The 12,877-nt window shown below is 70.9% G+C and carries 9 protein-coding genes and 2 pseudogenes; 5 read left to right on the top strand and 6 right to left on the bottom strand.

All coding sequences use genetic code 11. From position 1 onward, the window contains the following. The first annotated feature begins 16 nt into the window (after window positions 1-16). The 3 genes and pseudogenes from yicI to ACFVUT_RS28210 all read left to right on the top strand — a co-directional run. Window positions 17-2,290, top strand: coding sequence for an alpha-xylosidase (yicI, locus tag ACFVUT_RS28220; protein WP_389653395.1), 2,274 nt, complete (start codon window positions 17-19; stop codon window positions 2,288-2,290). Window positions 2,291-2,542: 252 nt separating this feature from the next. Next, a complete protein-coding gene (locus ACFVUT_RS28215) occupies window positions 2,543-3,343 on the top strand; it encodes a phytanoyl-CoA dioxygenase family protein (protein ID WP_389653398.1) in 801 nt (266 codons plus the stop codon). Beyond that, window positions 3,340-3,816 (top strand): annotated as a pseudogene (locus ACFVUT_RS28210) (DUF6309 family protein); the annotation flags it as partial. The gene ACFVUT_RS28215 and the pseudogene ACFVUT_RS28210, both read left to right, overlap by 4 nt. 36 nt (window positions 3,817-3,852) lie before the next feature. Here ACFVUT_RS28210 and ACFVUT_RS28205 read toward each other — a convergent pair. Next, window positions 3,853-4,602, bottom strand: coding sequence for an SDR family oxidoreductase (locus tag ACFVUT_RS28205; RefSeq protein WP_389653401.1), 750 nt, complete (start codon window positions 4,600-4,602; stop codon window positions 3,853-3,855). Window positions 4,603-4,692: 90 nt separating this feature from the next. Between ACFVUT_RS28205 and ACFVUT_RS28200 the strand changes: the two genes are divergently transcribed. Continuing rightward, window positions 4,693-6,027: an aspartate aminotransferase family protein gene (locus tag ACFVUT_RS28200; RefSeq protein ID WP_389653404.1), complete on the top strand. Its 1,335-nt coding sequence runs from the start codon at window positions 4,693-4,695 to the stop codon at window positions 6,025-6,027. Window positions 6,028-6,202: 175 nt separating this feature from the next. Here the strand turns inward: ACFVUT_RS28200 and ACFVUT_RS28195 are convergent, their stop codons facing one another. The 5 genes from ACFVUT_RS28195 to xylB all read right to left on the bottom strand — a co-directional run bounded on the left by ACFVUT_RS28195 (window position 6,203) and on the right by xylB (window position 12,475). Further along, window positions 6,203-6,733 carry a DUF4232 domain-containing protein gene (locus ACFVUT_RS28195; RefSeq protein WP_389653406.1) on the bottom strand — a complete coding sequence of 177 codons (531 nt, stop codon included), beginning with the start codon at window positions 6,731-6,733 and terminating at the stop codon, window positions 6,203-6,205. Window positions 6,734-6,969: 236 nt separating this feature from the next. Continuing rightward, window positions 6,970-8,337, bottom strand: a complete 1,368-nt coding sequence (locus ACFVUT_RS28190) for a cytochrome P450 (protein WP_389653409.1) — start codon at window positions 8,335-8,337, stop codon at window positions 6,970-6,972. Between the two features lie 288 nt (window positions 8,338-8,625). Beyond that, window positions 8,626-9,465, bottom strand: coding sequence for a hypothetical protein (locus ACFVUT_RS28185; RefSeq protein ID WP_389653412.1), 840 nt, complete (start codon window positions 9,463-9,465; stop codon window positions 8,626-8,628). Further along, a complete protein-coding gene (locus tag ACFVUT_RS28180; RefSeq protein ID WP_389653415.1) occupies window positions 9,465-10,742 on the bottom strand; it encodes a VWA domain-containing protein in 1,278 nt (425 codons plus the stop codon). Before ACFVUT_RS28180 ends, ACFVUT_RS28185 begins: the two co-directional genes overlap by 1 nt. A gap of 251 nt (window positions 10,743-10,993) precedes the next feature. Beyond that, the gene (xylB, locus tag ACFVUT_RS28175) at window positions 10,994-12,475 is read right to left on the bottom strand and encodes a xylulokinase (protein ID WP_389653418.1); all 1,482 of its coding nucleotides are present in this window, start codon (window positions 12,473-12,475) and stop codon (window positions 10,994-10,996) included. A gap of 277 nt (window positions 12,476-12,752) precedes the next feature. Here xylB and ACFVUT_RS28170 point away from each other — a divergent pair. Beyond that, a pseudogene (locus ACFVUT_RS28170) lies at window positions 12,753-12,877 on the top strand (xylose isomerase); the annotation flags it as partial.

The following is a 12,877-nucleotide window of genomic DNA, read 5'->3' as shown; positions in this document are numbered from 1 at the left end:
ACCGCAAGGAGCACTCATGAAGTTCACCGACGGCTTCTGGCTCATGCGTGAGGGCGTCCGCGCCAGTTACGCCACCGAGATCCGCGATCTGCGCGTACGCCCCGACCGATTCACCGCACATGCGGCGGTCAAGCACGTAGCCCAACGGGGCGACACCCTCAACACCCCGCTGATCACCCTCGAATGCTTCTCCCCGGCCGAGGGAATCATCGGCGTCCGCGCCACGCACCACGCCGGAAAGGCCAAGCACGGACCGGACTTCGATCTCCCCGGACTCGACCCCGCCGCAGCCGGCGCGCACACCCGCAGCGAGGGCAGTGTCACCGAACTGACCAGCGGTCCGCTGACGTTGCGCGTCGACGGCGAGGGGCCGTGGGGCATGACGTTCCTCGACGCCGAGGGCCGCCGTCTCACCGGCGTCGACACCAAGGGCACCGCGTTCGCCACCGCCCCGGACGGCACGCACCACATGATCGCCCAACTCGCCCTGGACGTCGGGGAGAACGTCTACGGACTCGGCGAGCGCTTCACCCCGTACGTGAAGAACGGCCAGACCGTCGAGATCTGGCAGGCCGACGGCGGCACCAGCAGCGAGCAGGCGTACAAGAACATTCCGTTCTACCTCTCCTCGCGCGGCTACGGCGTCTTCGTCAACCACCCGGGCAAGGTCTCCTTCGAGATCGGTTCCGAATCGGTGGGCCAGGTGCAGTTCAGCGTCGAGGACCAGACGTTGGAGTACTACGTGGTCGCCGGCCCGACGCCCAAGGACGTCCTCGCCCGGTACACCGCACTGACCGGCCGCCCCGCACTGCCGCCCGCGTGGTCCTTCGGCCTCTGGCTGACCACGTCCTTCTGCACCTCGTACGACGAGGACACGGTCACCTCGTTCGTCGACGGAATGGCCGAACGCGACATCCCGCTCAGCGTGTTCCACTTCGACTGCTTCTGGATGCGCGAATACCAGTGGTCCGACTTCGAGTGGGATCCGGATGTCTTCCCCGATCCCGAAGGCATGCTGGCCAGGCTCAAGGACCGCGGCCTGCGGATCAGCATGTGGATCAATCCGTACATCGCCCAGAAGTCCTCGCTGTTCGCGGAGGGAGCCGAACACGGCTATCTGGTGAAGCGGGCGAACGGCGACATCTGGCAGTGGGACCTGTGGCAGCCCGGCATGGCGCTCGTCGACTTCACCAACCCTGCCGCCCGCGACTGGTACACCAGCAAACTGCGGGTCCTGCTGGACCAGGGCGTCGACTCGTTCAAGACGGACTTCGGCGAGCGCGTTCCCACCGATGTGGTGTGGCACGACGGTTCGGACCCGGAACGCATGCACAACTACTACGCGCAGATCTACAACCGCACGGTCTTCGAACTCCTGGAGAAGGAGCGCGGACACGGCCAGGCAGTGGTCTTCGCCCGCTCGGCCACCGCGGGCGGCCAGCAGTTCCCCGTCCACTGGGGCGGTGACTGCTTCGCCTCGTTCACCGCGATGGCCGAGTCCCTGCGCGGCGGCCTGTCGCTGAGCCTGTCCGGCTTCGGGTTCTGGAGCCATGACATCGGGGGCTTCGAAGGCACCCCCGACCCGGCCGTCTTCAAGCGCTGGCTCGCCTTCGGCCTGATGTCCTCGCACAGCCGGCTGCACGGCAACGTCTCCTACCGCGTGCCGTGGGCCTTCGGCGAGGAGGCGGTCGACGTCGCCCGGAAGTTCACCCGGCTCAAGCACCGGCTGATGCCCTACCTGTACGGGGCGGCGGTGGAGGCGCACCGGACCGGGATCCCGGTGATGCGCCCCATGCTGCTGGAATTCCCGGACGACCCGACCACCCGGATGCTGGACCGCCAGTACATGCTCGGCCCCGACCTGCTGGTCGCCCCGGTCTTCACGGAGGACGGCCGGGTCGAGTACTACGTCCCCGAGGGGACCTGGACGTCCCTGCTGACCGGTGAGACGGTCACCGGCCCCGCCTGGCGCCACGAGACCCATGGCTTCGACAGCCTGCCGGTCCTGGTCCGCCCCGGCGCGGTGCTGCCCTGGGGCGCCGACGACCGGCGCCCGGACGGCGACTGGCCGGACGGACTCACCCTGCGGGCCTTCGGCCCGGCGGACACGGTCACCGACACACGGGTCACGGTGCCCGACCCGACGGGTGCGCCCGCGGCGACCTACCACCTCGTACGGGACGGAGCCGCCGTACAGGTCACGGCCGAGGGCACGGACCTCCCGTACCGCGTGGTCCTGGAAGAGACCGGGGCGGCGGGCGAGGGGGCGGGGACGGTACGGGTGGAGTGAGGCCACCGCGTGGGGAGAGGCACGGCGGGCGCCCGCAGCTGTGCGGGGCGGCCCCCGTGCCCGGCGCGCCGCCGGTGCTTCGCGCCGCGTCGAAACACCTCGTCGTGTGCGGCGCCGGGGCCCCGCCGCCCTGAACGTGCGCTTCTGGCCATTCTTTGCGCATTGGGTATGGCACATACCGGTGTGGGACAGAAATGCCGAGCATTGTGGCGTCCGTAGGGCAACAGCTGAGTGAACCGGGGGGTCCACCACGTGAGAGGCACCCGTGCCACCGAGGTTCATGTAGAGAATTTCGCCGAGTACGGCTACCTCGTTCTGCCCGGATTCCTGCCGGCCGGCCTCGTCGGCCGTCTCGTGCCGGAGGTGGACAAGTGGGTGGACGCGGGGTGGCGCCAGAGGTCGATCGACGCCTGTCGGAGTCTCGACGCTCCGCCTCCGCAGGTGACCGAGCTGGACCTGGAGGCGCACGGTGAACTCGCCGTGTATCCGCCGCTGATGGACCTGCTCGGCCATCCCGGTCTGCTGGGCGGGGCCTTCGTCTTCCACCATATGCACAGCGACCGTCGACCGGCCGGGGGAGCAGGCAAGAGCTGGCATCACGACTACGAGCAGCGTCCCCAGCGTGACCGTCGATTCACGATGGTCCACGCGTTGCACTACATCTGCGGGCTCCGGTCCGACCAGGGCGGCCTGGCGGTGCTGCCGGGCTCGCACCGGGAGGTCGCGGAGAAGAACGCCCGCAGCGATGCGGGCTCGGACGTGCTGCCGGGCGAAGTGGCCATCGACGACCTGCCGCCCGGGTCCACCGTCGTGCTCCACTCCGCTCTCTTCCACACGCGCCGGGCCGCACCCGCATCAGGCGTGAGCGCGGGCCCGCGGTACATGATCGATGGCTCCTACTGCCGCACGGGCACCCTGTGGCCTCCGGCCAAGCCGTACTGGCGCCATGTGCTGGCGGCGGCCCGGTCGCGCGGTCTGGACGCGGGACGGCCGGAGTTGTTCGCCGAGCGGCATTTCAGCGAGTTCGAAGAGGCGGAGAGGCGCAGCCGATGAGAATTCTGGGAGCGGTCCCGTTCGAGACGGTCATGCGCCGTTTCGCCCGTGAGCACCCCTTTGTCGCCTCTGATCAGGCCAACTCCAATGACGAGGCCGAGGGACACATCCGCAAGGCCCAGCTGGAGTTGCGCGGCCGATGGCACCACGTCCTCCTGGAGGGGCCGGAGGTGCTGCGCGTGGTGCTCCCCTGGCACCTCGGCGAGGACGGAGAGGTGGAGCTCGTCCCCGGAGCCGGGCTGACCGTGGCCGCGGCGGCGGACCGGCTCACGATGTTGGGCACCTCGTATGCGCGTTCCAATCCGTTGTGCGCGTTCAAACTCGTCCGTCAGAACACCGCTGCGCACCTCCCCCTGTTTCTGAGCACACGGCCCGTTCCGGGGCGTGACTACGAGTCCTTGGCGGTCCGCGAGGGGCTCATCCATCTGGACGGGCTGCACCGCATGCTCGCCTGGGCCCGGACCGGGCAGCTGGTGCCCGGCAACTGGTTCGAGGCGTACGTCGCCGGGCTATCCCCGGCCCACGTACGGCATGGCGCTGGGCATGACGAGGACCGACTGGATGTTGACTCCGAGAGGAAGGCCGGCCATGGTCCGCACCATGTCGACGACGTGCCCCACGTCCATGGTGGGTTCGACCCGCCGTGACCCGTCGGCTTGCAGGACCGACGGCTGAGGACGGTCCTGCGGGGTGACATTGCCGATGTCGATCTGGCCGCAGGAGATGTCGTAGCGGCGGCCGTCCAGGGACAGGGAGCGCGTCATCCCGGCCACGGCGTGCTTGGCCGCGGTGAAGGCGATCGAGTCCGGCCGGGGTGTCTGAGCGGAAGGCGCTCCGTTGTTGATGATGCGTCCCCCGCGCGGTGTCTGCTGCTTCATGACCCGGAAGGCGGCGCGGGAACACAGGAAGGTTCCGGTGGCGATGGAGTCCATCACACGGTGCCAGTCCTCGACGCGCACGTCCTCGGTCGAGGTGTACGGCATGGTGTCGGCGGCGTTGTTGAACAGCATGTCCAACCGGCCGAACCGGTCCACGACGTACCCGAACAGTTCGTCGACGGCCGCGGGATCGGTGATGTCCGCGGGAAACGGGACGGCACGGACACGACTGGTGGAGGGGGTGAGCGCCACCGTCTCCTCCAGGGGCTTCTTGCGCCGGCCCACCAGGACCACCGACCAGCCGTCCGCCAGCAACCCCAGTGCGCACGCCTGCCCGATGCCGCTTCCCGCTCCAGTGACGACCGCCGTTCTCCCAGCCACGTCCCACCTGTCCTCTCCTCAGGGAAGCCCCCGCGTACGAAGGGCTCTCCGAGCGTGCCCGAGCACCCCACACCCAAACAGGAGCCGCAGATGAATGGCCGTATAAAGGCGTTGGGCGGGACCGACAGCAGCCGGGCCTGGTTCGACCGGGCACAGGCATCGCTGGCCGGCGGTATCAGTTCCTCCTCCCGGCTGACCTCGACCGGCCCGCACCCCTATCCGCTCTACATGGCCAGTGGGTCCGGTGCGCGCATTCGGGATGTCGACGGCAACGAGTACCTCGACTACCTCATCTCCTACGGCAGCGCGATCCTGGGCCACGCCCATCCGCAGCTCACCGAGGCGCTCAGCACCGTCCTGAGCACCGGCACGATGTTCGGCACCTGCAACACCCCCGAGGTCGAACTCGCCGAGCTGATATGCGACATGGTGCCCTGTGCGGAGCTCGTCAGGTTCGCCAACTCGGGCAGCGAAGCGGTGCAGGGAGCCGTGCGCGCCGCCCGCGGGTACACCGGCCGCTCGAAGATCCTCAAGTTCGAGGGCCACTATCACGGGTGGTCCGACACCCTGGCCATCTCCAACCGTCCCACCGCCGCCGAGGCCGGCTCCTACGCCACTCCGCGTTCTGTACCCCATTCCCCCGGGATCCCGGCGGGGGTCGTCGACGACGTGGTCGTCTGCCCGTGGAACGACCCCGCGGCACTCCGCACCGCCCTGGCCGCTCACCGTGGCGAATTCGCGGCGGTCATCTGCGAACCGATCGTCGCCAACAACGCCTGCACCATGCCGGAGCCGGGTTACCTGAATCTGCTGCGGGAGGAATGCACGGCACAGGGCATCGTGCTCGTCTTCGACGAGGTCTGCACCGGATTCCGCACCGGCCCCGGAGGCGCCCAGGCGATGTTCGGGGTCGTGCCGGACCTCGCCGTCTTCTCCAAGGCGCTGGGCGGCGGTGTGCCCATCGCCGCGTTCGCGGGGCAGCGACACGTGATGGAACCCCTGGCGCAGGGGCAGGTCAAGCACGGCGGAACCTACAACGCCTCGCCGCTGTGTGCCACGGCCGCGCTGGTCACGTTGCGGCAGCTGAACCAGCCGGATGTCACCAAGCGCATCGATGAGAGCGGCCGACGGCTCATGGAGTCCATCCGGCGGGCCGCGCACGACCGGCGCGTGCCCTGCTCGGTGCAAGGCGTCGGCGCCATGTTCCAGGCCGTGTTCACCGCCGACGGCGCGCCGACCCGTCAGTACCGCGACCTGCTCGCGACCGACCAGGCCCGCTACAACGCCTTCCGCCATGAACTCCTCAGGCGCGGAGTGCACACCAACGCCTACGGGATGGCGTGCTGGTTCGTCGCCGCCACGGTCACCGACGACGACCTCGACGCCACCTGCGAAGCGGTGGAAGAAGCCTTCGCCGCGCTGTGAGCCGCTGACGAAAGAGAGAGGGCGCGACCCCGGGGCGAGAGGCGGTGCGATCCCGGGGCGAGCCGCACCGCCCCGGGTCTTCGGCATCCCGGGTCTTCGGCATCTCGGAGCACGGCATCACGACACGGCCTGCCGTCCGTGCGTTCCCGGGGGTGGGCGACCTCCCGCCCTCCCGTCAGCCCAGTGCGTCGGCCAGGGCGCTGTCCGCCGCGGCGCGCGACTCCTGCCACAGCGTGGTGACCGGCACCCACACATGAACCCCTTCCGGCATGCCCACAGCGGCGGCGCGGAACGTGACGCCCCGGTGGGAGGGATCGGCCGATACGGACAGGCTGTCGACGACGTGTCCTTCGGTCGCCGCCGGGTCCGCCGTGCGAACGGCGGCGTACGCCCGCTCGCCCCCCGAGAGGACGTAGGGCCCGCTCACAGCCGGGGGCACGGGCTCGGCGGAGCCGTCCAGGCCCCGGAAGGTGATGGTCGGGACGCGGTCCACGACGCAGGCCCGGTCGCCGTGGTTGGTGACGCTGATCCGGGCCACGTTCCGCTGCCCGCCGGGTGCGGCACGCACATCTAGGCTCTTCTCCGGGCAGATTCCCGGGAGGACGGCGGCCTCGGCGGACGGCACTCCGGCCGAAGCGGTGGCGGCGGTCGGTGCCAGTGCGGCTGCGAGGGTGAGGGCGGAGACGAGAGCGGAGCAGAGACGCATGAGGTTCCTCCCGGTGGTTCCACAGTCCCCGGATGCGGCCGGACGGACTGGCGGCCGGTGCGGCGGCCGGCACTCGTCAGTGTGACCGGTATGCCGTGATCCTCGCGACACATCGGATATATCGCATCGCGTCGTCTGTGCGGTCCCACCGGGGCGCGCCATGCCGTGCGTCCGCGCCCGCGCGGTGTACCCGCGCCCGCGGAGGGCGTCCGCGGACACGGAGGGTGAGGATGCCGCTACCGTGCCCGGACCGTTGCCATCACCTCGCGGTCCGGCTGGAGCGTCAGCGACGGTACGGGATTGACGGTGACCGGATCCACCTCCAGCTCGAACCTGCGCGCCAGCACGGCCAGGACGAGCACCGCCTCGACCATCGCGAACCGTGTGCCCAGGCAGACCCGGGGACCGCCGCCGAACGGGAACCAGGCGTACTCCGCGATGTCGTCGCCCTCCTCCGGATCCCAGCGCTCGGGCCGGAACTCCTCCGCATCGCGGAACCACCGCTCGTCGCGGTGCGTCGCCCACTGGCTGGTCCACACCCTGGTGCCCTCGGGCATCGGCACACCGCCGATCCGCGCGCCCTCCTTCGCGACGCCGGTGACCAGCCAGATCGTCGGATAGAGGCGCAGAGTCTCCTTGACCACCGACTGGGTGTACGTCAGCCGGGCGTAGTCGTCGAACTCCGGCTCCCGGTCGCCCAGCACCCGCTCCAGCTCCTCGGCGAGCGCGGCGCGCGCCTGAGGGGTGCGGGACAGCAGGTACCAGGCCCACACGAGAGTGGAGCTGGTCGTCTCGTGCCCACCGATGTACAGCGTGACCGTCTCGTCACGGATTTCCTTGTCCGTGAGCCGCGCCCCCGTCTCGTCGACCGCGGTGAGCAGCCGGCTCAGCAGATCCGGGCGGTCGTCCTCCCCGTCGCGGTGACGGGCCACGACGCGGCCGACCTCGGCGTCGATGACCGCGGCGGCCTTCCTGATCCTGGCGCGGCCCGGTGTCGGCACCCAGTCCGGCAGCAGCGCGCCGAGACCGGCGAATTCCTTGCCGATCTCCTGCTGCGCCACATCCATCGCCCGGCCCATCGCATCGGCGTCGGCCGGGGTGTCCACGCCGAAGATCGTACGGACCGCGATCCGCTGTGTCAGCGCCGCCATCTCCCGCTTCACGTCGACGCGTTCACCGTCGGACCAGGTGTCCGCCAGTTCCACGGCGCTGCCCGCCATCGTCGCCGCGTACGACCGCACCTGCTTGGGGCGTACGGAAGGCTGGACCAGCGACCGCTTGCGCCGCCAGTCCGCACCGCGGGCGACCACCACACCGTTTCCCATCACGGTGCGGAACGCGATACCGAGTGCGGGCTGGTCGAACGTGCGCTCCGTCTCGGTGAGCAGTTCGCCGATGCACTCCGGATCGGCAAGGTACACGCATGAGTGGGGGCCGAATCGCCAGCCGACCATGTCGCCGTGGCCGCGCAGCCGCTCGAAGAAGGCGAGGGGATTCTTACCGAACTGCGGCAGGTTCCCGAGGAACGGCAGCCCTTTCGGGCCCGGAACGATCGTGTGGCCTCGCGGCTCGGCATCGACGGCCGGGCCGGTCTCCGTGGACATGAAGGTCTCCGCTCCCTTGTGGCGCACCCGATGTGGTGCGCAGCGACCTGGAATCTCAGCAGTACCGCACGGTGGCGAAACGCCATCGGCCTTGTGCGGTAAGTGAGTTGTCGAGAGTAGCGGGCCGCCGGGCACGGATCGTACACGTGCTCGGACGGTCGACGCGGTGGGCGGGCCGACCACCGGACGGGCTCGGGTCCGAGCCCGTCCAGCGGTGGCGGTTCAGCGGTGCGGACCGGGGCGCGTACCGCGCGCTCCCGATCCGCTCCCTGCCCCGCGCCGTGCGGGTCAGACGCCCGGCGGAACCCTGGACGGGCGGCCACTGCCGCGGGTGAGGGAGTAGCCGAACACGGCCGCGAGCGCCCCGAGAACCCCGCCGCCGACCGTCCACAGCCAGCGATCGGTCCACCAGCCCGACGCCCAGCCGTCCTCCGGCTCGGTGCCGAGCGCGACCTCGGTCGACGCGTCGTCGCCGGTCGTGGCCGAGGTGTCCGACGCCTGCTCGATGGACGCACCGGGCACCAGCGGCTCGGCGAGCGTTCCGTCGACGTCCCCGGCACCGCCCTTGTCGGCCGCCGTGACCTCGACCTCGGTCTGCACCGGGAGACCCAGGTCCGCCGACGGCAGGTCGACGACCGTGAGGCGCAGGTAGTAGCTGCCCGGCAGCGGATCATTGGCCCACGGCTCGGACCAGGCGCGGACGGTCCGCAGCACGCAGGTCAGCTCGACCGCCGACGCGTCGGCCGCCGCCTTCCCGGTCTGGCGGCCGTACATGCAGGCCTGGCGGCGCCGCAGCCCGTCGTACACATCGACCTGCCAGGTCGAAGCGCCGTGCCGGGTGGCGCTCTCCGGCAGGGTGATCTTCGCCTTGACGGTGGCCCGCTGGCCCGCGTCGGCGGGGAACACCCAGTACAGGTAGTCACCCGTGGACGCCCCGGCGGTGGCGCGCTGGTTCTGCTGGATCGCCGTGGCCGTACGGAAGGTCGTGCCGGCCTCGGTGGGTCCGGACCCGCTGTCCGAGGCGCTCGGGCTCGGCGACGGGTCGTCGGCCGCGGCGGCGCCGGCCGAGGTCAGCAGGGCGAGGCCGGACAGCAGCGCCCCCGCGAGTACACGTGTCGTATGCATCATCAGTTGGTCCTCCAGACGGCGACGCGCCAGCGCGAGATCCAGCCGGTGAGCAGACCCGCGACGAGTCCGGTGAGCACCAGCACGCCCAGCAGCCACCAGCCGCGGCCGAGTCCGAACGCGGCGACATCGGCCGCGTTGTCCGGGCCGTCCACCAGATCCACGGTCAGTTCGACCGGCATGCCCGGCGCGGTCTTCACCGACGCGGGGGCCGAGAAGGAGTTGCTGACCTGGAGGCACACCGTTTCGGCGGCGGGCTTGTCGCCGCTGTCCGTGTCGTCCTGCTCGGGCTTCGGGTAGCGCAGACCGGCGCTGATCGCGTCGGTGCGGCCGGTGCCCGATTCCGAACCCCGGACGATTTCCCGGCCGTGCACGGTGATCGCGCGCAGCAGCACGCCGTAGTCGTTGTTCACGGCCCGGTCCGCGGAGACGCTGACCGATGCGCGCAGTTCCTGACCGGGCAGCACGTCCACCCGGTACCAGCGGTGCTCGCCGAACTTCTCCCGGTCGGTGTACAGGCCCGCCTTGAGCTGCGGAGCCTTGGCGCAGGTGTCCGCGCCCTCGGTCGCCACCGGTGTGACGACGGGTTCGGCGGCCCGGTCCACCAACTGCTTGACGCGCCCGGAGAGTTCGTCGGCGTGCTGGACGGCCGTGTACGTGCCGCCGGTGGCCTCGGCGATGCAGGTCAGCTGCTCGCGGATCTTGGCGTTCGGCACCAGGCCCAGGGTGTCGATGACGAGGTGGATGCCGCGGGCCGCGATGTCACGGGCCACCTCGCACGGGTCGAGCGGGCCGCAGGTGTCCTCGCCGTCGCTGATCAGCACGATCCTGCGGGTGGCGTCGCCGCCCTCCAGATCGTCGGCGGCGCCCAGCAGGGCCGGGCCGATCGGGGTCCAGCCGGTGGGAGCCAGGGTGGCGACGGCGGTCTTCGCCTCCGTGCGGTCCAGCGGCCCGACCGGGTAGAGCTGCTTGGTGTCCTTGCAGCCGACCTTCCGGTCATCGCCCGGGTAGTCGGCGCCGAGCGTCCGGATGCCCAGTTCCACCTGCTCGGGCACCGCGTCCAGGACCTCGTTGAACGCCTGCTTCGCCGCGGCCATACGGGACTGGCCGTCGATGTCCCGGGTCCGCATGGAGCCACTGACGTCGAGCACCAGCTCGACCTTGGGGGAGGCTTTGGTGGGGGTTTCATCGGCCGAGGCGGGGAGCGCCGAACCGAGCCCGGCGGTCAGAGTGGCGAGCAGGACGCCCACCCCGACCGTCAGCCTTCTTCTTATGATCATCGGCGGATACTAGTGAAGACCGGTTCGCTTCCCCAAACCGGTCCGGGGCGGCCGGGGACGGCGTAGGCCGAAGCGGCCGAAGGAAAGTGACAACCGATCAGCGATTCTTGCGGGGCGTGCGGGTCGGCCTCTCCACGCACGCCCCCTGCGCGGGGGGTGCGCGCGGGGTGCTGGTGGTGTCGGGCCGCGCCCGCCGAAGGGCGCGCGGCCCGCCCCTGCGCCGGGGTGTGTGCGCAGGGGCGCAGGGAGCGTCAGGCCCCGCCCAGCAACGGGCCCGCGGCCCGGTCCAGTGTCGAGCCGATCCGTTCCCATGTCGCCGAGTCCCGCTGGACGGCAGGCAGTTGGGTGTCCTCGCCGGTGTTCCATCCGGCGGCGATGGCGACGGGGTCCGCGCCGGTGGCCGCGGCGGCTGCGAGTGCGGCCGCGCCCAGGGCCACCAGTTCGCCGCTGGCGGGCACGATCACCGGCCGACCGGACAGCCGCCGCACGGTCTCCACCCAGACGCGCCCCTGGGCGCCCCCGCCGATCAGGCGCAGCGGCCGGGCGGCCACCTCGGGATCGGCCGGGTCGAGGCCGCAGGCCAGCAGGAGTTCGTCCAGGGCGCGCAGCACGGTGAAGACCGCGCCCTCATAGGCGGCGCCCAGCAGTTGCTGCGGGGTGGTGTCGTGCCGCAGACCGGTGAGCAGTCCGGAGGCGCCCGGCAGATCGGGGGTGCGTTCGCCGTCGAGGTAGGGGAGGAGTACCGCCTCGCCACCGGGAACGGCGTCGTTGCGGTCCAGGCCGAGGAGCGAGGCGACCTTGTCCACCGCGAGCGTGCAGTTGAGGGTGCAGGCCAGCGGGAGGTAGGTGCCGTCCGCTCCGGCGAAGCCGGAGAACGCCTTCGAAGCCGGCCGGGTCCGGGAGGCGGCGAAGACCGTTCCCGAGGTGCCGAGGCTGAGTACGGGGTGGTCCAGCAGCCCGGCGCCGCCCAGCCCGAGGCCGACGGCGGCGCTCATGTTGTCCCCGGTGCCCGCGGCCACGGCGATCCCGGCGGGCAGCCCGAGCGCCTCGGCCGCCTCGGCGGTCAGCGAGCCGACGCGGGCCGCTCCGGTCTCGGCCACCTCGGGCAGCAACGCGGCGTCCAGGCCGAGGAGTGCGAGGAGTTCGGGGTCGTAGGTGCCGGTGGCCGTGGAGTACCAGCCGGTGCCCGAGGCGTCACCGGGGTCGGTGACCGCGGCGCCCGCGAGGCGTTCGGTCAGGAAGTCGTGGGGGAGGCGCACGGCCGCGGTCGCGGCGACGGTCTCCGGTTCGTTCTCCCGCAGCCACTGCCACTTCGTCGAGGTGAGGGAGGCCACCGGCACCGTCCCGGTCCGCGCGGTCCAGGCGTCGGGCCCGCCCAGCGCCTCGGTGAGGGCGGCTGCCTGGGGAGCGGACCGGGTGTCGTTCCACAGCATCGCGGGGCGCAGCGAGCGTCCGGCACGGTCGAGGACGACCAGTCCGTGCTGCTGTCCGGCGACCGCGATGCCGGTCACGTCGGAGGCGGCGACGCCGGACTCCTTCAGCCCGGTGGCGACGGCGTCGCGCAGTGCCTGCCACCACACCTCGGGATCGCTCTCGCGGGCCCCTGCCTCACCGGTGACGACATGCGGTGCCCGGCCGACGGCCAGCAGGCGGCCGGTCCCGGCGTCGACGAAGGCGGCTTTGGTGGACTGGGTGGAGCTGTCCACACCGATGACGACGGTACGCGGCGGCATGGGTGACCTCATTCCTGATTCCTGTGCTGCGGGGAGACGGATGCGGGGCGGCCGTCGCCGTGGTGTGGCCGCGGGAACGCCGCCACGGTTATTTGATCGTACAAAAAACAAATTACGCGATCGGTCGCGCCGGGAACAGTGATCGTTCACAGAATCCCGTCGACGGGAGGTTACGTGCCGCGTGCGGCCGGTGCATAATTAGTCATGCCAGTAAACAAATAGGGTCCGGCCACCTCGCCGGGTCATGGACCCCGACAGCACCGAAGGCGGCCAGACGATGACGGAACGCTTCACGCCCACCCCTGACGACAGGTTCACCTTCGGTCTGTGGACTGTCGGCTGGCGTGGTAACGACCCCTTCGGTGACGCGACGCGTCCCGCGCTCGACCCGGTCGAGTCCGT

Source organism: Streptomyces sp. NPDC058051 (genome assembly GCF_042885475.1).
GTDB lineage: Bacteria > Actinomycetota > Actinomycetes > Streptomycetales > Streptomycetaceae > Streptomyces.
This window is presented reverse-complemented; position numbering and strand designations above follow the sequence as displayed.